Origin of the sequence: Arenimonas sp. SCN 70-307 (assembly GCF_001724815.1) — a bacterium.
In the GTDB taxonomy this organism is placed as follows: Bacteria; Pseudomonadota; Gammaproteobacteria; order Xanthomonadales; family Xanthomonadaceae; genus Arenimonas.
In genome coordinates, this window is the sequence record NZ_MEDO01000001.1 from 152,342 (window position 1) to 172,217 (window position 19,876).

The 19,876-nt window shown below is 66.2% G+C and carries 20 protein-coding genes; 15 read left to right on the plus strand and 5 right to left on the minus strand.

Annotation, left to right across the window (positions count from 1 at the left end):
- Positions 1-25 precede the first annotated feature (25 nt).
- Entirely contained in the window at positions 26-961 is a 936-nt protein-coding gene (locus tag ABS41_RS00720) for a hypothetical protein (protein ID WP_290589014.1), read from the minus strand.
- Positions 962-1,079: 118 nt separating this feature from the next.
- Here ABS41_RS00720 and ABS41_RS00725 point away from each other — a divergent pair, with 118 nt between their 5' ends.
- From ABS41_RS00725 to ABS41_RS00740, 4 genes are all read left to right on the plus strand, one after another.
- Complete coding sequence (locus tag ABS41_RS00725; RefSeq protein WP_290589017.1) at positions 1,080-4,424, plus strand: methylmalonyl-CoA mutase family protein; 3,345 nt, start codon at positions 1,080-1,082, stop codon at positions 4,422-4,424.
- Positions 4,425-4,429: 5 nt separating this feature from the next.
- On the plus strand, positions 4,430-4,762 hold the full coding sequence (locus tag ABS41_RS00730) for a hypothetical protein (RefSeq protein ID WP_290589020.1): 333 nt from the start codon (positions 4,430-4,432) through the stop codon (positions 4,760-4,762).
- Between the two features lie 26 nt (positions 4,763-4,788).
- Positions 4,789-5,853, plus strand: a complete 1,065-nt coding sequence (locus tag ABS41_RS00735; RefSeq protein ID WP_290589024.1) for a protein kinase — start codon at positions 4,789-4,791, stop codon at positions 5,851-5,853.
- A gap of 229 nt (positions 5,854-6,082) precedes the next feature.
- On the plus strand, positions 6,083-7,432 hold the full coding sequence (locus ABS41_RS00740) for a hypothetical protein (protein WP_290589027.1): 1,350 nt from the start codon (positions 6,083-6,085) through the stop codon (positions 7,430-7,432).
- 264 nt (positions 7,433-7,696) lie between these two features.
- On the opposite strand, the gene ABS41_RS00745 is transcribed toward ABS41_RS00740, so the two are convergent.
- On the minus strand, positions 7,697-8,089 hold the full coding sequence (locus tag ABS41_RS00745) for a hypothetical protein (RefSeq protein ID WP_290589221.1): 393 nt from the start codon (positions 8,087-8,089) through the stop codon (positions 7,697-7,699).
- A gap of 31 nt (positions 8,090-8,120) precedes the next feature.
- Complete coding sequence (locus ABS41_RS00750; RefSeq protein WP_290589030.1) at positions 8,121-8,942, minus strand: restriction endonuclease; 822 nt, start codon at positions 8,940-8,942, stop codon at positions 8,121-8,123.
- A 277-nt stretch (positions 8,943-9,219) separates the two neighbouring features.
- Between ABS41_RS00750 and ABS41_RS00755 the strand changes: the two genes are divergently transcribed.
- Positions 9,220-9,729 (plus strand): hypothetical protein, encoded by a 510-nt coding sequence (locus ABS41_RS00755; RefSeq protein WP_290589033.1) that lies wholly within the window; start codon positions 9,220-9,222, stop codon positions 9,727-9,729.
- Positions 9,730-9,774: 45 nt separating this feature from the next.
- Here the strand turns inward: ABS41_RS00755 and ABS41_RS00760 are convergent, their stop codons facing one another.
- Positions 9,775-10,131, minus strand: coding sequence for a DUF1428 domain-containing protein (locus ABS41_RS00760; RefSeq protein WP_290589036.1), 357 nt, complete (start codon positions 10,129-10,131; stop codon positions 9,775-9,777).
- Between the two features lie 107 nt (positions 10,132-10,238).
- Here ABS41_RS00760 and trmY point away from each other — a divergent pair, with 107 nt between their 5' ends.
- From trmY to ABS41_RS00805, 9 genes are all read left to right on the plus strand, one after another.
- Positions 10,239-10,832 carry a tRNA (pseudouridine(54)-N(1))-methyltransferase TrmY gene (trmY, locus tag ABS41_RS00765; RefSeq protein WP_290589039.1) on the plus strand — a complete coding sequence of 198 codons (594 nt, stop codon included), beginning with the start codon at positions 10,239-10,241 and terminating at the stop codon, positions 10,830-10,832.
- Between the two features lie 10 nt (positions 10,833-10,842).
- Entirely contained in the window at positions 10,843-11,670 is an 828-nt protein-coding gene (locus ABS41_RS00770) for an alpha/beta fold hydrolase (RefSeq protein ID WP_290589042.1), read from the plus strand.
- Positions 11,667-12,350 (plus strand): hypothetical protein, encoded by a 684-nt coding sequence (locus ABS41_RS00775; RefSeq protein WP_290589045.1) that lies wholly within the window; start codon positions 11,667-11,669, stop codon positions 12,348-12,350. Before ABS41_RS00770 ends, ABS41_RS00775 begins: the two co-directional genes overlap by 4 nt.
- 128 nt (positions 12,351-12,478) lie before the next feature.
- Positions 12,479-13,045 carry a CIA30 family protein gene (locus tag ABS41_RS00780; RefSeq protein ID WP_290589048.1) on the plus strand — a complete coding sequence of 189 codons (567 nt, stop codon included), beginning with the start codon at positions 12,479-12,481 and terminating at the stop codon, positions 13,043-13,045.
- Between the two features lie 106 nt (positions 13,046-13,151).
- Positions 13,152-13,448 carry a type II toxin-antitoxin system MqsR family toxin gene (locus ABS41_RS00785; RefSeq protein WP_290589051.1) on the plus strand — a complete coding sequence of 99 codons (297 nt, stop codon included), beginning with the start codon at positions 13,152-13,154 and terminating at the stop codon, positions 13,446-13,448.
- 1 nt (position 13,449) lies between these two features.
- The gene (locus tag ABS41_RS00790) at positions 13,450-13,854 is read left to right on the plus strand and encodes a type II TA system antitoxin MqsA family protein (protein WP_290589054.1); all 405 of its coding nucleotides are present in this window, start codon (positions 13,450-13,452) and stop codon (positions 13,852-13,854) included.
- A 26-nt stretch (positions 13,855-13,880) separates the two neighbouring features.
- Entirely contained in the window at positions 13,881-14,801 is a 921-nt protein-coding gene (locus ABS41_RS00795; protein WP_290589057.1) for a DUF1963 domain-containing protein, read from the plus strand.
- Positions 14,802-14,852: 51 nt separating this feature from the next.
- Entirely contained in the window at positions 14,853-16,277 is a 1,425-nt protein-coding gene (locus ABS41_RS00800; protein WP_290589060.1) for an SPFH domain-containing protein, read from the plus strand.
- A gap of 7 nt (positions 16,278-16,284) precedes the next feature.
- Entirely contained in the window at positions 16,285-17,208 is a 924-nt protein-coding gene (locus tag ABS41_RS00805) for a M14 family metallocarboxypeptidase (RefSeq protein ID WP_290589224.1), read from the plus strand.
- A gap of 11 nt (positions 17,209-17,219) precedes the next feature.
- Here the strand turns inward: ABS41_RS00805 and ABS41_RS00810 are convergent, their stop codons facing one another.
- Complete coding sequence (locus tag ABS41_RS00810) at positions 17,220-18,476, minus strand: DUF418 domain-containing protein (RefSeq protein ID WP_290589064.1); 1,257 nt, start codon at positions 18,474-18,476, stop codon at positions 17,220-17,222.
- 215 nt (positions 18,477-18,691) lie between these two features.
- Between ABS41_RS00810 and ABS41_RS00815 the strand changes: the two genes are divergently transcribed.
- The gene (locus ABS41_RS00815; protein ID WP_290589067.1) at positions 18,692-19,834 is read left to right on the plus strand and encodes an NAD-dependent epimerase/dehydratase family protein; all 1,143 of its coding nucleotides are present in this window, start codon (positions 18,692-18,694) and stop codon (positions 19,832-19,834) included.
- The last annotated feature ends 42 nt before the right edge of the window (positions 19,835-19,876 follow it).

Consider the following 19,876-nt stretch of genomic DNA (forward strand, 5'->3'; position numbering starts at 1 on the left):
GCCCTGACCGGCCTGGCCGCAGGGCTCAGGGCGCGACGGATTCGCGCGCCGCGTCGAGCTCGGCGCCCGTGATCACCCGCTCGGCGGGTACCGACACCAGGCTTTCACCACGGGTCCAGATCAGCGCCCGGCCCTCGGTGTGTTCGAGCAGCACGCCGTTGAACTCGGACAGGCCGGCCGCGCCCATCGCGCCAATGCGGTCGTCGCGCGAGACATCCGGGAATTCCCGGTCGGAAATCGCCAGGGAAATCGCTTCGCGGAAGGCATCGCCGACCTCCTTGCGCAACGCGGCGTGCTCGTCGCTGGCCAGCGCCTCGAGCAGCTGGCCCTCGTCTTCCAGCGCGCTCGGCGTGGAGAAGTAGACGATGTCGCGCTTGGCGACGCGGCGGCTACGGTCGGGCTTGCCCTCGCGAACCTCGATGTCGACGGACAGGCGGAGCTGGCGCAGGTGCGGCGGCATGGCCAGGGGCATCATCATGACGCCGTTGGCGAAGCGGCCGTTCTCGACGAAGACGAACCGGGACGCCTCGCGGGGCACCTTCATGCGCTTGAGCATCCTTTCGTCGGCCTTGGACTCGGCGAAGAAGGCGAGCGAGCGCACGTCCATTTCGTTCTCGGCGAGGGCCTCGTTGATCGCGAGCCGCACGATGGAGCGAAGGCCCTTGTCGCCCAGGGTTTCGGTGAGCGGCAGAAGCGTTTCGTTGTGCTTCTTCTGGGCAACGATCGCGAGGTGCTGCTCGCCGATGGCCGTGCCGATCGCGACGCCCAGCATGCTCGCGGTGTCGCTGTAATAGGGCTGGTAGAAGGACCGGGAATACGAGTAGCTGCCTTGCACCCGGTGCAGCGTGGCCAGGTCCTGGGTGACCAGCACGACAGTGGGTTCGGCGGCCTGCGAGCCGGGAGCGGCCGCGGACAGCAGGAGGGCAAGCGTGGCAAGCAGCGTGGCGGGCGATCGGCTCATTTCGGGGTCCTGTTTGGAGGCCGCGGGATGGTAGCAGAGGGGCCGGCGGCCCGGTTCACGGTGGCGGGAAGGGCGTTACAATCGGGCGATTCCGCCTTTTGCTCCCGTGAGACCGCCCATGAGCACGCCCGCCAGCCAGCTTCCCGACCGCGACCCCGAGCGCAGCCCGCTGCGCTTCGTCACCGCCGCCAGCCTGTTCGACGGCCACGACGCGGCCATCAACATCATGCGCCGGCTGATCCAGGCGCAGGGCGTGGAGGTGGTGCACCTGGGCCACAACCGCAGCGTCGAGGACGTGGTGCGCGCCGCGCTGCAGGAGGATGCCGACGGCATCGCCCTGTCGAGCTACCAGGGCGGCCACATGGAGTACTTCAAGTACATGGTGGACATGCTGCGCGAGCGCGGCGCGGGCCACATCCGGGTGTTCGGCGGCGGCGGCGGCACCATCACCCCGGAGGAGATCAAGGAACTGCAGGCCTACGGCGTGGAGCGCATCTACCACCCGAACGACGGCATGCAGATGGGCCTGGTGGCCATGATCGAAGACCTCGTGCGCCGCACCCGTGAGGCAAAAGAACGGGGTCAGGTTCACTTTTCCCCCGAAGCGGGTGGCAAGGGCAAGAAGGCGGCGGGGAAAAGTGAACCTGACCCCGTTCTTTCCCGCGAGATTGCAGTGGGCAAGGTGCTCACCGCCATCGAACAAGGCCACTACGACGAAGCCCAGCTCGCCACCCTGCGCAAGGAATGGCAGCTCGCCGGCGGCAAGACCCCGGTGGTGGGCCTGACCGGCACCGGCGGCGCCGGCAAGTCGTCCGTCACCGACGAGCTGATGAACCGCTTCCTGCAGCATTTCCCGGAAATGCGTATCGCGGTGATTTCCGTCGACCCCACCCGTCGCCGCACCGGCGGCGCGCTGCTGGGCGACCGCATCCGCATGAACAGCCTGCGCAGCCCGCGCGTGTTCATGCGCTCGATGGCCACCCGCCGCCAGCACGTGGCCACCAACGCCGTACTCAAGGACTGCGTGGCCTTCCTGCGCGCCCAGGGCTTCGACCTGGTGATGGTGGAAACCGCCGGCATCGGCCAGAGCGACTCGGAGATCGTCGACCTGGTCGACTTCCCGGTGTACGTGATGACCAGCGACTTCGGCGCGCCGAGCCAGCTCGAGAAGATCGACATGCTCGACTTCGCCGAGCTGGTGGTGCTCAACAAGTTCGACAAGCGCGGCGCCGAAGACGCCCTGCGCGACGTGCGCAAGCAGTGGAAGCGCAACCGCACCGCCTTCAAGCTGGCCGACGAGGACGTGCCGGTCTACCCGACCATCGCCAGCCAGTTCAACGACCCGGGCGTGACCTGGATGTTCGCCAACCTCTGCCGCCTGCTGCGGGAGAAGGGCAAGGCGAACTTCGAGCCCAAGGTGGACACCACGCTGCGCGAGCCGCGCGCCACGGTGCTCATCCCCGGCAACCGCACCCGCTACCTGGCCGAGATCGCCGAGGCCGGCCGCCAGGCCAACGCGAAGATCGAGCGCCAGTCCGAGGCCGCCGAACGCGCCCAGCACTACTACGAAGCCCTGCGCGAGCTGGGCGACCCGAGCCTGCCCAAGCCGCTGGAGCTGTACGACCCGCACCACCTGATCGTGCCCGCGCCCGGCACCGGCGCCGCGCTCAAGGAGTCCGGCCCCGCCTGGCCCGAGTGCGGCGAGCGCCGCCAGGGCCTGCCCGACCGCCGCAAGATGGTGTTCCAGTGGGAGCGCCGCCAAGGCGCCAGCACCGGCGACAACGCCGGCGGCCCGGTGGCCACGGTGGACCGCAGCCTCGTCACCCTGCGCCAGCGCTACAACGACGCGGTGAAGGCGCTGAGCGCCGAGTCCATCGGCCTGCTGCGCGAGTGGCCCGAGCGCCTGAAGGCCATCACCGACGAGGTGAACGAGTACACCGTGCGCGGCAAGGTGATCCGCGTCGAGAACTACCGCGAGAGCCTGAGCCACCAGAAGATCCCCAAGATCGCCGCGCCGCACTGGCGCAGCTGGGGCGAGCTGCTGGTCTTCCTGGGCAAGGAAAACCTGCCGGGCCACTACCCCTACACCGGCGGCGTGTATCCGTACCGCCGCACCGGCGAGGACCCCATCCGCATGTTCGCGGGCGAGGGCACGCCCGAGCGCACCAACCGCCGCTTCCACTACCTGAGCGTGGGCCAGCCGGCCGCACGACTGTCCACGGCCTTCGACAGCGTCACGCTCTACGGCGAGGACCCGGCCGAGCGCCCGGACATCTACGGCAAGATCGGCAACTCGGGCGTGTCCATCGCCACGCTCGACGACATGAAGAAGCTGTATTCCGGCTTCGACCTGTGCGCACCGACCACCAGCGTGAGCATGACCATCAACGGCCCGGCGCCGATGATCCTGGCGATGTTCATGAACACCGCCATCGATCAGCAGGTGGAGAAGTACCTGCGCGCGGACCAGGCGCGCTGGGACGAAGCGCACGCGAATATCGAGAAGTTCTTCGAAGGCAAGCCGCGCCCCGAATACGCCGGCCCGCTGCCCGAAGGCAACGACGGCCTGGGCCTGGGCCTGCTGGGCGTCACCGGCGACCAGCTGGTGGAGCCCGAGGTGTACGAGCGCATCAAGGCCGAGACCCTGCGCCAGGTGCGCGGCACCGTGCAGGCCGACATCCTCAAGGAAGACCAGGCGCAGAACACCTGCATCTTCAGCACCGAGTTCGCCCTGCGCATGATGGGCGACATCCAGCAGTACTTCGTCGACCAGAAGGTGCGTAACTTCTACTCGGTGTCGATTTCGGGCTACCACATCGCCGAGGCCGGCGCGAACCCGATTTCGCAGCTGGCCTTCACGCTCAGCAACGGCTTCACGATCGTGGAGTACTACCTGGCGCGCGGAATGCACATCGACGACTTCGCGCCGAACCTGTCGTTCTTCTTCTCCAACGGCATGGACCCGGAGTACACGGTGATCGGCCGCGTGGCCCGCCGCATCTGGGCCCGGGCGATGCGCGAGCGCTACGGCGCCAACGAGCGCAGCCAGATGCTCAAGTACCACATCCAGACCTCGGGCCGTTCGCTGCACGCCCAGGAGATCCAGTTCAACGACATCCGCACCACGCTGCAGGCGCTGTACGCGCTGTTCGACAACTGCAACAGCCTGCACACCAATGCCTACGACGAGGCGATCACCACGCCCACCGAGGAAAGCGTGCGCCGCGCGGTGGCGATCCAGATGATCATCAACAAGGAGCTGGGCCTCAACTTCAACGAGAACCCCTGGCAGGGCAGCTTCGCCGTGGAGCAGCTCACCGACCTGGTGGAAGAGGCCGTGTACAAGGAGTTCGAGGCCATCAGCGAGCGCGGCGGCGTGCTGGGCGCCATGGACACCATGTACCAGCGCAGGAAGAAAGCCTGTACTACGAGCACAAGAAGCACGACGGCAGCCTGCCGCTGATCGGCGTGAACACCTTCCTGCCCAAGGACCACGCCGGCGAAGTGGCCACCGAAATCGAGCTCATCCGCTCCACCGAGCCCGAAAAGGCCCAGCAAATCGCCAACGTCAAACTCTTCCAGCAGGCCCGCAACGCCGCTGTTCTCCCTCTCCCCCCGGGAGAGGGCCGGGGAGAGGGCACCGGAGAGGGCCCCTCAACTCCCCTGAGAAATCTTCAGCAAACCGCCCGCGACCGCCAAAACATCTTCACCGCGTTGATGGAGGCAGTGAAGACCCACAGCCTCGGCCAGATCAGCCATGCGCTGTATGAGGTGGGTGGGGAGTATCGGCGGAATATGTGAGGGAAGTTATGTCTGATCAGGTTGCGGTGAGTGATGAGATCTCTCCTGCTGAACAACTTGAGGGGCTGATGCTGGAATCCGGTTGGACTGTCCTAAGAAAGATTGAGCGGCTCAAGGGGCAAACAGGCGGGCATTTTTCAGTTGGATATCTGGCGCGAAATGACGCTGGTGAGCTGGCCTTCCTGAAGGCACTAGATTTTTCTCAGGCGCTTCAATCTGATGATCTTTTCGCTGCTTTAGACGAGGCAATAGGGTCGTTTCGATTTGAAATTGAAATGCTGGAGATGTGCGCGGGCCAAGGGATGACGCACGTCGTCCGCGCACTGGATAGCGGTTTCGTTCGGGTGGACGCGGGCCCGCTTGGCCGAGTGCCATTTTTGCTATTTGAACCTGCGGAGGGTGATGTCCGAAAAGCGATAAGCAGCTTCGGATTTGTGGATAGAAATTGGGCAATTGCGCTGATGCATGAAGTGGCGGTTGGTCTCCAGCAACTGCATCTGGCCCAGCTTGCGCACCAAGACCTTAAGCCTTCAAACGTCCTCACATATGAGTCGGGAAAGCAGTTCAAGATATCTGATCTCGGTTGCGCTTCGCTCAAGGGTCGGGGGTGTCCCCGCGATGGAATGCGCGTGCCTGGCGGCTGGTCCGTTGCGCCGCCGGAGCTCCAGTACGGGCAGCTTAGTTCGGACTGGTTGGTGCGCAGGGTCGCTGCGGACTTGTATGCGTTGGGGAGCCTAGGTGTTTTTCTCTTCACGGGGCTGAGCATGAATGCGGTTGTTCGCCAGCACATTGCGGATGGCAAGGACTGTGTTAGCTGGCTGGGGACCTACAAAGAAGTCTTCCCGTTTGTTCGGGATGCATACGAGAAGGCGTTCGAGGAGATTGCAGCTTGCTTCTCGGACCCGGTCAGTGCTGATCTTCTATTAATTCTGAAAGAGTTGTGTGAGCCGGATCCTGAGCTTCGTGGTAGTCCTGCGCACAGGGGAAGTTTGTTTGAGCAGTACTCGGTGCAGCGATATGTATCAAGACTTGCGCTACTCTCTAGGCGAGTTGCATACGCTGAAAGGAAAATAGTTAGAAATGGCGGCTAGCGGCTTCGGCGGGATCAAGGATCGGAACGTCGTCCCACGGTGGCGGCCATCTGCGCTATTCGCGAGTTCTCCTGAGGCATCGGCGTCCAAAGAGCGGTTACTAGATGTTGGCCCGCCTGTTGCGGACTGGTCTGAAGTTGCCTATCAACACTGGGTCTCGGCGCCGAGTGTTGGGCTTCTGGCGGACGCATTTTCCGCGGCGCTGGTTGAGCAGAACAAAGCTCGGTTGATGGAATTGGCTCACGCGGTTCGCGCTTCAGGTGATCGGGTTTCCGTGCCACTTCAGAGGGCCGCCACTGCAGTTCTTGGTGGAAATGAAGATGACGTGGTCGTTGGCGCAGCATCGATAGGCGAGTTGGACCGATTCTCCGAGTCAATAACCGATCGCTACGCCAGTGAGCTAAGAAAGAGAGCCAGGCTGCAGCCGAGGAACGGTTTTCACTGGCATGATCTTTCCTATGCGCTAAACCTGCTCGGAGACAAGGATGGTGCTGAGAGCGCAATGCGTGCCGCAATTCAGGTGTCTGGCTCGCATCGCCTTATAGTGCGCAGTGCTGCGCGACTCTATTTGCACCATGATGGCCGAAAGGACGCATTGTCAGTGATTGAGCGTGCAGGCGGGGTCGCGAAAGATCCTTGGCTGCTATCGGCTCACCTCGCCATTTCTCAGGGTGGTGGGCGTTCAAGTAGATTTTCGGTAGCGGCGCGACAGCTTGTTGAAGGACGCAAGTCTCTTTCAACACAGCATTCAGAACTTGGGATGGCTGTTGCAACCCAGGAGGTGATGTCCGGGCGATCTAAAAAGGCAAAGCAGCTGATTGCTGCAAGCAGCATTCATCCAACGGAGAATGCCTTGGCTCAGGCGGTTTGGCTCTCGCATCAATTGAGCCTGCCAGTTGCTGACTCGCTAAAGAATCAGTCAATTGAGCAAGATGCCGCTTTTGAGGCGAAGTGCTGGTCAAGCTTTTACCGTGGTGATTGGGCTTTGGCGGCGGAATCGGCGATTGGTTGGCTTATTGACGAACCTTTCTCTACGCGCCCTGCAACTCAGGGGTCATTTCTTGCTTCGACTTTTCTGCGGGATCACGTGCTGGCTGAGAGGTTTGCGGTATTTGGGTTGCGGATGAATCCCGGAGACTGGGTTCTCAGGAATAATCTGGTCGTGGCTTTGGCTGAGCAGGATCGAATTGTGGAGGCCGGAAGGGAGTTCCTTCAGTTGGCGGAGCCTTCGCCAGAAAGTGAAAACTATGCGGTCTATTGTGCTACGGGAGGATTGTTGTCCTACCGGCGAGGATTCGTTGGAGATGGCAGGGATCTTTATGCGCGTGCCATGAGTTCCTTAGTTCGTTCTAGGAATCGTTCGTCGCAGATGATTTTGGCCCTCTACCAGAGCGCGGAGGAGATGAAGGCAGGGAATTTCGTTATGGCCAAGGAGATTCTTGGGAAGGTTCCGGCGTTCTCGGGCGTTATTGCCGACAAGGAGTCTGTCTTCTCTCGTGCGTTGGAGTTGGAGTTGCAGAGGGCGGTTGCACGAATCGCTATTGATGAGGTTTCAAATCCGCTCCTCCCGTCACCTTAGGATTGTGGTCGGCCCGAAGCCGCGTTTAGTGACTGTCGCGAACTAGATGTGATCGCGACGGTGCGAAGGTTTGTTGGCTTTGCTCTGGTTCTGGCGCTGAGGTTCGGTTGGCTTCGGAGTTGTCGTGAATGTTGAGTCAAATAGATGAGCATCGCTGTTCGGGTGTGCTGAGTGCGAGCGAGGCCATTTGTCGATGAGAGTCATTCCGCTCAATCAATAGTATTCTCGCCACCCCCGCGGATGCGCCACATACCAGTCCCCGGCTCATAACAACGCAATCTGCTCCGGCCTAAGCTCTACCACCTGCGGCGCTTCGTGTTCGCAGCTGGCGTAGTGCAAGTCCACCACGCCATCCAGCACCACGAACAGCTCCTCGCCGTCGCTTTCGTGCCAGACGTAGGGCCGTTGGGTCCAGCTCAGGTCGTTGGGTTCAGTGATGCCGTCGGAGGCATGCTCGGCCAGGTAGGCGGGGCCGGCCACGATGGCCTCGCGCACCGCGCCCAGCGGGCGGGCCACCAGCGACGGGTCCAGGGTGCGGGCCATGCGAATGGCGAAGGCGAAACCCTCGGCCACCAGGTCGCGGGTGGCGATGCTCAGGACCATGTCGAAGCGCACGGCCGGGTCTGGGTTGCGGACGTTGGCAAGCAGATTCGCCAGGAAGTCGTCGCTTGAGGGTTGACCAGAGTATTCAGCCCGGCAGCGCCTGCGTTTCCCGGCAACGCGGAAACGACGTGCAGCCCAGAAAGGCCTCGCCGGTTTTCCGGTTCTGCCGTCGGGCCATCGGGCTGCCGCAGCGCGGGCACGGCTGCGCGTCCGTGCCCGCATACGTTTCTCTCGCCGGCCCGTCCGACAGGCCTGGCGTTGGGCGCATTGCCGAAATCAACTGCGCGCCCGTTACCAGCTGAATTGGCTTTCCGTTGGCGAAGCGGGCGGCATCGCTGGTGAACGGGCCAAGACTGACGATCCAGACTGCGTCGGCCCGGTGGTGCTGCAGAAGCCCCCACATTTCCCGAACGGTGGCGACGTCCACCTTCCGGCGTCGCCACTGTTTGCATTGCACCAGCTCCTTCCGACCGTTCTTGCGGACCACGAGGTCGACGCCGCCGTCGCTGCCACCGCCACCCGTCTCGGCTACGGAGTGACCATTGCGCCGAAACCACTCGCCGACCAGCTGTTCGAATTGACGCCAGCTAAGGGCCTCCAGTTGCAGACGGGCTGCCTGCGAATCGTACAGACGGGCGCGTTGCTTGCGCCCGAGGAACGAGAGGCCGGCAGCCAGCCAGCACACCCCCAGGAGCACCCAAGCCAGCAATGACAGGCTGCTCCCAGCGCCTCCGGTCGCAAAGGCCTTGCCGATGGGTCCACCTGACTGGGCCAGATACCAAGGGATGCCGTAGCGGACCGCCAGAAACGCCAAGATGCCCGCCACAAATCCTACGGGCCAGGGCAGTTTGGTCAGGATTTCGAAACCACCCTCATTCCGTCGGGCCAATGCATGCTCCTTTTCCACGAACGCGACCGCCTTGCTTCCAGGATCGGCGCTCGCGTCTCAATTCTCCAAGTCCAACTGCTCCCACTACAAGCGAGGCTTTTTCTCACAAACTCTGAGCAAGGCGCCGTTTCGGTAGTCTCTCCCCGTCCCGTGGAAGGCACCAGGGGCCGTCATGAACATTGCCGAGAATACGTGGAGCTTGGGCGAGCAAATGGGCGGGTAGCGAAATCCTCTCGGGTCACGCTGCGGCCGCTTACGGGTAACCTGACACGGCCCATCCGGCCGAGGTCCAGCCATGCCTGATCCCAAAATCGATGCATTTTCGGAAGTGGAGTTTCGAAACCGGGCGAAGATCGCCGCCCCAAGACGTTCTGGCCCAGACCGATTCTGGGTCGGGGTCGGCATCTTCCTCCTTGTGGCGATGGCCTATCCCTTCTACTCCTACGCCGTGCACTCCTATCTCGTTGCCCGCGAGTTCAGGGAGGCCGCGGCACGGGCAGATGCGGAGATGGAACGCTTCAATGCCAACCTCCGGCGCGAAGCGGCAGAGAGCCAGCGTGTCGCCGCCGCCGAGGCCCTGCGCACGCGCCAGCGCGGCGTGTCGGTGGCGGGGACGTCCACCATCGGCGGCAAGCGCGTCGTGATCGTCAACCTGGGGCAGGCCAGCCTGGCCGAGGCCAAGGCCACGGTTTGTGCCCAGGCGGAGCGCTACTTCCGCGAGCCCTTGGCCGGAGAAGCGCTGCATATCCAGCGCCATCGAGGTAAGCAGCCTGCGATAGACGCGGGAACCATCATCTGCGATTGAGCCCGATGGGGACTTCCGTCGCTTCGGCAGGATGCTACGGCTGCGTCAGGAGATGTCCACGACCGGCACGAAGCTGCCGTAGATCATCCGCGCCCCGTCGAAGGGCATCGGATTCTCCTTCGGGTCCATCCGCGGGTCCTCCATCATCTTCTTCATGCCGGCGTCGCGGGTGGCCTTGTCGGGCCATTCGACCCAGGAGAAGCACACGGTTTCGTCGTCCTTGGCGGCCACGCTGCGGAAGAAATCGGTCTGCTTGCCGTGCGGCACGTCGTCGCCCCAGCACTCGGTGACGCGGATGGCGCCGAACTCGAGGAAAATCGGGTCGAACCGGTTGGCGAAGTCGATGAATGCCTGTTTGTTGGCGGTGGGCACGGCCATCACGAAACCATCGACGTAACTCATGGGCTTTCTCCGGGCTGCCAGCAGGGAGGCCAGCCTACTGCCGGGCGGCGGGCGAGGGTAGTGCCGCGTGGCTGGCGAATCCGCTGGGCCTCGGTGACAATCCGGCCATGCGAACCTTCGTCCTGCGCGCCCGCGCCGCCCCCACCGACAGCCAGCGGCTGCTGGCGGCCATCGGCCAGGAGGCCCACCCCGAGATCCTGGCGCACACGCTGATGAACGCCATCTTCGTGGCCCAGTCGCACCGGCCCGACGTGGTGGTGTACCTGGTGCTCGAGAGCACGCAGGACTATTCGCGCACCATCCGCTTCGAGGTCAACGCCATGCACAGCATCGGCGGCTTCGACGAGCGGGCGCTGCTGGGCAAGGTGGCCGCCGCGCTCGACGCCTCGCGCGGCCTGGGCAAGGAGGAAAGCCGGCCGGTGGAGTCGGGCGTCACCGTGCGCACCATCAGCTTCGAGCGCTTGGTGCAGGAACTGGCCATCGACCACCAGCTCTTCGTCATGGACCCCAAGGGCACGCCGATCCGCGAGCAGGCCTTCGAGGGCAATCCCTGCTTCCTGCTTACCGACCACATCCCCATGCCCAAGAAGACCTTCGGCAGCCTCGAGCGCCTGGGCGCAAAGAAGCTGACGCTGGGCCGAAAGATGCTGTTCGCCTCGCAGTGCGTGGTGCTCATCCACCATGCGCTCGACGAGCGCTGAGGGCGCACTGATGGAAGCGCTCGCGTTCCAGGGCCACACGCTGCGCTACCGCCGCGGCGGCCAGGGCCCCGCGCTGTGGCTGATCCACGGTTTCCCCACCTCCGGCCGCGACTGGCTGCCGCTCTGGCCGGCGCTGGAGCCGCGCCACGAGCTGTTCGCGCTCGACATGCTGGGCTTCGGTGCGTCCGACAAGCCCGCGGGCTTCGACTACAAGATCGCCGCCAGCGCAGACCAGTGGGAGGCCCTCGCCCGCGCCACGGGCGTGCGCGAGGTGGCGCTGCTGGCGCACGACTACGGCGACACGGTGGCCCAGGAGCTGCTGGCGCGCCAGCGCGAGGGGCGGCTGGGCTTTCGCATCACCTCAGCCGTGTTCCTCAACGGCGGGCTCTTCCCCGAAGCCACCCGGCCGCTGCGGCTGCAGCGCCTGCTGGCCGGGCCGCTGGGGCCGCTGCTGGCGCGCTTCACCGGCGAGGCGCGCTTCCGGCAAAGCATGGCGCGCATTCGCGCCCGGCCCTGGCCGGAGGGCGAGCTCGCCGCAGCCTGGCAGGGCCTGGCCAGCAACGGCGGCCGCGCGGTGATGCCCAAGCTGCTCGGCTACATCGCCGAACGCCACCGCCACCGCGAGCGCTGGGTCGGCGCTCTCGAGCACGCCGGCATCCCCATCGCCCTCGTCAACGGCCTCGAAGACCCCATCTCCGGCCGCAGTATCGTCGCCCGCTGGCGCGAGCTGCTGCCACAAGCCCCCGTCGTCGAACTTCCCGGCGTCGGCCATTACCCGCAGCTGGAGGCGCCGGCGGAGTTGCTGCTCGCGTACGAGAAATTCATAGTCAAGCCATGAACTCGCACTTTCTCCAGTCAATGGTGGTCGGTTTGCTGGCCTGTGGCCTCCTTGCAGGCTGCGGGAAGGATCCGCAGCCCGCCGAGCCTCGCCCGCAACAGGCCGGCCAGCCTATGTCGCCCGCGGAGACCGCCGCCCGCCTCGCCGCCGCACGCGGCGCTGCGTTGAGAGGCGACCAAGCGGCTGTGCAGGAGCAGATGGAGGCTATGCAGGAGGATTTCCGCAAGTCGATCCGGCTCGCGGATCCATCCCGGCGCGTTGATCGGGAGCAGGCCCGCGCCGCCGCACGCACTGTGCCGGGGGTGCGATCAGTGGTTTGGCTCGATCACGAGAACCTTTTCGCCACCGTCGAGTCGGCTGACGCCCGGAGCTTCCAGACCATCGACCGGATCTGTGTGGCGCTGGAGCCACTGGGCGACACGCTCGGTGTGGTTGTGAACCTTCAGAACAGCTCCGCCAGGAACAGCGATGAGTTGGCAACCCTCAGTCGAAACTGCCAGCTTGCGCCTGGCGAGAGGGCGTTCCTTTCCCGCGAGCGGAAGATCGACGTGGTGGATGCCCAAACCCGGGCTCAGCACAAGGCGAACCAGAGGCTGTCACAGCAGAGCCCGGAGGATCTTGAGCGCCAGGCTGAAAGCCTGCGCATCCTCGAGAAGAGCACTCCCTCAGTTCACGACTAGGTCCATGTGCCCCTGCAAGCGGCCACCCAGTATGGCTGTACGAGCGTCCGGGCGACTCGCGGCCTGAGCCCTCACACCCCGCCCACGCCGCCCGTCATGCAATGGCGCACCCCACCGCGGCCTTGCCCATGCGCCCGCTTGCTGCCACCGCCCTTGTCCTGGTCCTGGCGTTGTCGCCCGCGGCGGCCGAGGAGAACGCCATGCAAACCCTGATGCAGTTCGACGACGGCGCCGGCGAGCCGCGCTGGGTGGCCGTGAACGACGGGGTCATGGGCGGCCGCTCGCAGGGCGGGCCGGAGGTGAAGGGCGGGGCGCTACACTTCAGCGGCGTGCTCTCGCTGGCCAACAACGGCGGCTTCTCGTCGGTTCGAACCGTGGGCCGCAATTTCGATGTCACCGGCGCCCAGGCCGTGGTGCTCCGGGTGAAGGGCGACGGCCGCACCTACCAGCTGCGCCTGGCCACCGACGCGCGCTTCCGCGGCATCACCGTGTCCTGGGGCGGCGAGTTCGCCACCGTCGCCGGCCAGTGGACCGAGGTGCGCGTGCCCCTGGCCACGCTCCGCCCCAGCGCCCACGGCATGCAGCTGCAGGGCCCGCCGATGGATCCGTCCAAAGTCCGCGAACTCGGCCTGCTGGTGGGCGACAAGCGCGAAGGCCCGTTCGCGCTGGAAGTGGACTGGATCGCCGTGGAGTAGCTCGCGGCAGCGATCTCCTGCCAGCCAGCGCGATCAAGCCTTACAGACGGGGCCGGTCCAGTGCGCGAACCTGATTGCCAGTAATAACCTATTAGGTTAAATTGGCATGGAGAAGCGCACCCCGCATGTCGGTCTGGCGACGATCCGAGGGCTGATCGAAACGGGGCGAGTGCGGATGACATTCTCCGCCGTGCAGGGCGCCCAAGGGCTCGGCATGGACACCGGCGAGGTCCTCAATGTCGTTCGAGCGTTGAGGCCGTCGGACTTCCGAAAGAGCATGACGACATATGCGGACCATCGGATATGGCAGGACGTGTACTGCCCGACGACGCGCAAGGGACGTGTGTACTTGAAGCTGACCGTCCTGGACGAGCTGTTGGTTGTTTCCTTCAAAGAGGCCTGAGATGAAGTGCCCCAGTTGCGGCGCCTCGACGCTGTTGCGTGATACGCGCGGTTTAGCCCATCGCTACAAGGGGCGAACCACCCAGATTCCCAAGGTCTCCGGCGATTGGTGCCCGGCCTGCGGGGAGGTGGTGCTCGGGCTGGAGGAGGCCAAGCGGGTCGGCGCGTTCGTGGACACGTTCAATCGCGAGGTAAATGCCAGCCTGGTCGACCCCGACTTCATAGCCGGCGTGCGGCGCAAACTCAGGCTCGACCAGCGTGAAGCGGCAGCCCTGTTCGGAGGCGGCGTGAATGCCTTCTCTCGCTACGAAACGGGCAAGGCCAAACCCCCGGTGGCGCTGGTGAAGTTGCTGGAGGTGCTTGACCGCCACCCGGAACTTCTGGAAGAGATACGCACCGGGCGCTGACGCCCGAACAGCCATAGGGGAGCACCATGAAGATCCTTGTCGTAGCCTTGGTGCTTGCCCTGATTGTGGGCGTAATCGGCGCCTGGCTCGTCCGCCAGCGCGCCGAGGCGCAGGCCTCGCTGCCGCCGCCGGTGGCGCCGCTGCCCGCGGGCGCGGTGCGGGAGGCGCTGGCGCCTTACCAGGACGCCCTGGAAGCCACGCGCCGCCCCGTGCTGCGCATCAGCCTCGAGGATTTCCCCGAAGACGCGCCCACGGCCAGCAAGGTCGGCGGCCGCGCCTGGTGGCCCGAGGGCGAGGCCGCGCCGGTGGGCGAGGGCGGCGCCGCGATGGTGCTGCTGGCGCAGGTGAACTTCGCCGAGGTGCCGGCCACGCCGGGCTACCCCGACACGGGCCTGCTGCAGTTCTTCATCGTGCCAAACGATTTTTACGGCGCCAGCATGGACCGCGACTACACCGTCGAGGCCCTGACGCAGCAGCGCAATTTCCGCGTCGTGTACTGGGCCGACCCCAGTGCGCCGGGCCAGTCGCTGGATATCCCGTCCTTCGAGGACGAGTTCTACACCCCGCACAAACCCCAGCAACCGCGCCGCATGCGCTTCGCCGCCGACACCGAAACGCTGTCGGCCCGCGACTACCGCATCGACCAGATGCTCGGCGGCAACGCCTGGGAAACCCTGGAGAACTGGGCCAAGTCCAAGGGTTACGACGACCGCTCGGTGGTCGAAGTCTTCGAGCACCTCGGCGGCGGCGGCCACAAACTCGGCGGCTATCCCGACTTCACCCAGCAGGACCCGCGAAAGGGCGGCCCGCTGGAACTGCTGCTCCAGCTCGACTCCGACGACCGCATGATGTGGGGCGACGTGGGCGTGGGCGGCTTCTACATCGACCCCGCCGACCTGGCCCGCAAGGACTTCAGCCGGGTGATGTACAACTGGGATTGCCACTGAGCCCGGGGCCCGCCGATACTCGGGCCACCGCCCCTCGCACAGGACGACCCGATGCTCAGCTCCACCCTTATCCTGATTGCTGCGCTCGGCGTCGCCGGCGCGTTTGTGTTCTCGGCCTTCGTCTGGGTCCTAGGACTGCGCCGGGTGGTGCCGGTGAACGAAGTGCACATCGTGCAGACCCGAAAGAACACCGTCTCCTACGGCAAGGGCTTCGAAAGCAACACCTATTACGAGTGGCCCTCGCGCATCCCGCTCATCGGCCTGACCCGCGTCACGCTGCCGGTCTCGAACTTCGCCATCGACCTGCCCGAGTACGCCGCCTACGACAAGGAGCGCGTGCCCTTCCTGGTGCACGTGATGGCCTTCTTCCGCATCAGCGACTCCAACACCGCCGCCCAGCGCGTGGCCTCGTTCGAGGAGCTCAAGGAGCAGCTCACCGCCATCGTGCAGGGCTCGGTGCGCACCGTGCTGGCGGCCCACGAGATCGACCAGATCATGCTCGACCGCAGCCGCTTCGGCGAAGCCTTCACCAAGGAAGTCGAGCCGCAGCTGGCCAGCTGGGGCGTGGAGGCCATCAAGAACATCGAACTGATGGACATCCGCGACTCGCGCGACAGCGACGTCATCCAGAACATCATGGCCAAGCGCACCTCGGGCATCGCCCGCGAGTCGCGCCTGGTGGTGGCCGACAACATGCGCCAGGCCGAGATGGCCGAAATCGCCGCCAAGCGCGAAATCGAGATGTCGCGCCAGCAGGCCGCCGAGCAGGTGGGCCTGCGCACGGCCGAGAAGGACCAGAAGGTGGGCGTGGCCAACGAGCAGTCGGCCCAGCTGGTGAAGGTGCAGCAGCGCGAAACCGCGGCCAAGGAAATGGACGTGGTGCAGGTCAAGACCGTGCGCGGCGCCGAGATCGCCCGCGAGGCCGCGGTCATCGCCGCCGCCCAGGCCAAGGACGTGGCCATCGTCGAGGCCGACGCCGCCAAGCAGGTGGCGGTGGTCAGCGCCGAGGCCTCCAAGCAGGTCGCCATCGTCTCGGCCGAGGGCCACAAGCAGCAGACGGTGCTCACCGCCGAGGGCCAGCTCGAGGCGGCCAAGCGCAACGCCGAGGGCATCGCGGCCGAGGGCCACGCCAAGGGTGCCGCCGAGACGGCCATCCTGATGGCGCCGGTGGACGCGCAGATCAAGCTGGCCGAGAAGATCGGCAGCGACAAGGGCTACCAGGAGTACCTGCTGGGCATCCGCAACATCGAGGCCGCGCAGGCCGTGGGCCTGGCCCAGGCCGAGGCGCTCAAGTCCGCCGACGTGAAGGTGATCTCCAACGCCGGCACGCCCGGCAAGGGCCTGAGCGGCGTGATGGACCTGTTCTCGGCCGAGGGCGGTACCTCGGTGGCCGCCATGCTCGAGGGCCTGGCGCAGTCGCCCGAGGGCCGCAAGCTCATCGAGAGGTTCGCCGGCAAGCCGGACGCCAAGGGTTGAGGGCCCGATCGCAATGAACGCCTTCTATCCCATCGGTACCCCTGGCCAGCCCTGGGGCGAGTCTGAAAAGGCCGCCTGGCGCGCCCGCCAGGTGCGCCAGCGCAGTTACGCCGACGACGTGCTCGGCCGCATCGATGCGCTGCGACCGCACACCGACGTGCAGGCCTACGGCGAAATCGACTGGGGCGTGGACGGCCGCTTCCCGGTGTACGCCATCCGCAGCCGGGCCTGGGACGATTCGTTGCCCTGCGCCCTGGTCACCGGCGGCGTGCACGGCTACGAAACCAGCGGTGTGCACGGCGCGCTCGACTTCGTCCAGGGCCACCTGGCCGACTACGACGGCCGCATCAACGTGCTGGTCGCGCCCTGCATCAGCCCCTGGGCCTACGAGCGCATCCAGCGCTGGAACCCGCTGGCGCTGGACCCGAACCGCAACTTCATCGCCGCCAGCCCCTGCGCCGAGTCGGCCGCGCTGATGCGCCTGCTCGAGCCGCTGGCCGGCCGTTTCATCGTGCACATCGACCTGCACGAAACCACCGATACCGACGAGTCGGAGTTCCGCCCGGCCAAGTCGGCGCGCGACGGCCAGGCTTTCGAGCCCGACACCATCCCCGACGGTTTCTACCTGTGCGGCGACAGCGCCGATCCGCAGGCCGAGTTCCAGCAGGCGGTGATCGCGGCCGTGGCCAAGGTCACGCACATCGCGCCGCCCGACGCCAAGAATCAAATCATCGGCTCGCCGGTGGTGGCGCACGGCGTCATCAACTATCCCTACCGCGAACTGGGCCTGTGCGCCGGCGTCACCGACGCCCGCTACCGCACCACCACCGAGGTCTACCCCGACAGCCCGCGCGCCACCCCGGCCGAATGCAACGCCGCCCAGGTCGCCGCCGTGCGCGCGGCGCTGGACTACGCGCTGGCCCACCGCTGAGGCGGTAGGCCTCAGCCCGGCATCCGCCGGAACGGCAGCCGGCGCCATTCGACCAGCGAGCGCCACAGCCATTCCACCGGCCCGAGCGCGAAGGCGCGCAGCCACAGGTTGGCCAGCAACACCTGCGCGGCCATGATCGCCAGCGCGATCAGGCTCATGCCGGCCCAACCGTACTTTCCGAACCAGCCCAGGCCGATGCCCGGGAAAATCAGCCACCCAGCCACCACGGTCTGCATGAGGTAGAGCGTGAAAGCGGTGCGGCCTGCGGCCTGGAAGGGCGAGAGCAGTCGCGCCCCGGCGCGGAACGACAGCACCAGGCAGGCCAGGCACAGGTGGCCCATCGTCAGCGCCAGCCTCGTGAACTCCTCGGTGATCCAGGCCAGCTGCGGTTCGGGCGTCTGCCGCAGGTGCTGTTCGACGTCCACGACCCGCAGGGGCAGGGCGATGGCGTACATCAGCAGCATCAGGCCCAGCAGCAAGCGCCGGCTGCGGCCGCCGGTGAAGAAGCCCCACTTGAACAGCGCCATGCCCAGCAGCATCGCGCAGAAGGCCTCGGGCACCGAGATGAAAAACACTTCGCCGGTGTAGGCCCGCTCCTGCAGCCACACCTGGCGGGCATAGTCGGCGAACCCGCCATAGGGCCCCAGGCGCTGCGCCTTGTCGTAGGCCATGAAGTCCTGGTCGGGCGCCAGCTCCGCCTCCAGCTCGCGCCAGGACGCCAGCGCCTCGGCATCGCCGGCTTCCACCTGCGCCTGAAGCTCGGCGCGCTCGTGGTAGCGCAGCGCGCCGTCGCCCGCATCCACCACTGCGAACACCAACCCCAGGGCCAACAGCGTGGCGGGGGCCAGGCGCCGGAACGGAAACAGCGCCAGCGCGGCGATGGCGTAGATGAAGAGGATGTCGCCCGGGAACAGCAGCACGAAGATGTTCACCAGGCCGAACACCAGCAGCCACAGGTTGCGGCGGTAATAGCGGTCGGCCACCGATACCGGGCCGTCGTCATGCATGGCGCGCGCCGCCAGGATCAGCACGCCGGCGCCGAACAGCAATTGCAGCATGCCGCGCTGGGTGCCCTCCACCCAGACTTGCAGCGTCGTCCACGTCGCGGCGTCGGCGGGCGTCCAGCCCGCGAGTCGCGGGTCGCCGAAGAACGCGGTGTAGTAGGTCCCGAAGCCCGGCAGGTTCATCAGCAGGATGCCGAGGATGGCCAGGCCGCGCAGCACGTCGAGCGTGGCGATGCGTTCGGCGGCGGGGGCGGGCAGGTTCATGGCGTCAATCCGGCACGGGCGTCCCCGGGACAACGCAAGCCGGGGCCGCCGCCGGGCAGGGCGGCCGGCGGGTCGGTCCGGTTCGGGGTGGCGCGGGACGTGCGGAACCGGGCCCGTCGCGCCCGCGCATCGCGCGCCGCGGGCGGTACTTTCGCCATAGGCGCCGGCGGCGCGGGAGTGCGAATGTGGCGCCCACACCTGCCCGGAAGCCCGACATGACCACCCGCCGCGACCTGCTCAAGTTCAGCGCCCTTGCCGCCGCCACCGCCGCACTGCCGGCCTTCGCCAGCCCGGCGAGCGTGGGCAACGCCATCCCCAAGGCCGACAAGCCGCTCAACATCCTCATCCTCGGTGGCACCGGCTTCACCGGGCCGTTCCAGGTGGAGTACGCGCTGGCGCGCGGCCACAAGGTCACCACCTTCAACCGCGGCCGCCGGCCGATCGCCGAGTGGGGCGACCGGGTCGAGCAACTGGTCGGCGACCGCACCACGGGCGACCTCAAGTCGCTCGAGGGCCGCACCTGGGACGTGTGCATCGACAACCCCACCAGCCTTCCGTACTGGGTGCGTGACGCCGGCAAGGTGCTCGCGGGCAAGGTCGGCCACTACCTGTTCATTTCGACCATCTCGGTTTACGCCGACGGCTCGAAGCACGGCATCGACGAAGACTCCGCGCTGGCCGAGTACAAGGGCAAGGACGCGATGGCCGAAACCCGCGAAACGCTGGTGGCCGACATCGCCAACCTCTACGGCCCGCTCAAGGCGCTCAGCGAAGCCGAGGCGCACAAGCAGTTCGGCAAGGACGTCACCATCGTGCGCCCGGGCTACATCGTCGGCCCGCGCGACGAGACCGACCGCTTCACCTACTGGCCCAAGCGCATCGCCCAGGGCGGCGAGATCCTGGTGCCGGGCGACGGCGACGACCCGATCCAGATCATCGACGGCCGCGACCTGGGCGAGTGGATGATCCGCCTGGCCGAGAGCGGTACGCGCGGCGTCTTCAACGCCTGCGGCCCGGACTACACGCTGACCATGGACGCGGCCGTGCACGGCTGCCACGCGGTCACCGGCGGCCCGGCCACCTTCACCCACGTGCCGATGGATTTCCTCGAGAAGCACGAGGCCGGGCTGCCGATCTGGGTGCCGCGCGCGGGCTCGGAGTACTCGGGCTACGGCACCGTCAGCAATGCCCGCGCCATCGCCGCCGGCCTCAGCTTCCGCCCGCTGGCCCAGACCGTCACCGACCTGCTGGGCTGGTACCGCAGCCTGCCGGCCGAACGCCAGGCCGAGCTGCGCGCGGGCATCAGCCGCGAAAAGGAAGCCGAGATCCTCAAGGCCTGGCACTCGCGCCAGGCCTGAAAACAAAAAGGCCAGCCCGGGGGCTGGCCTTTTCAATTGCGG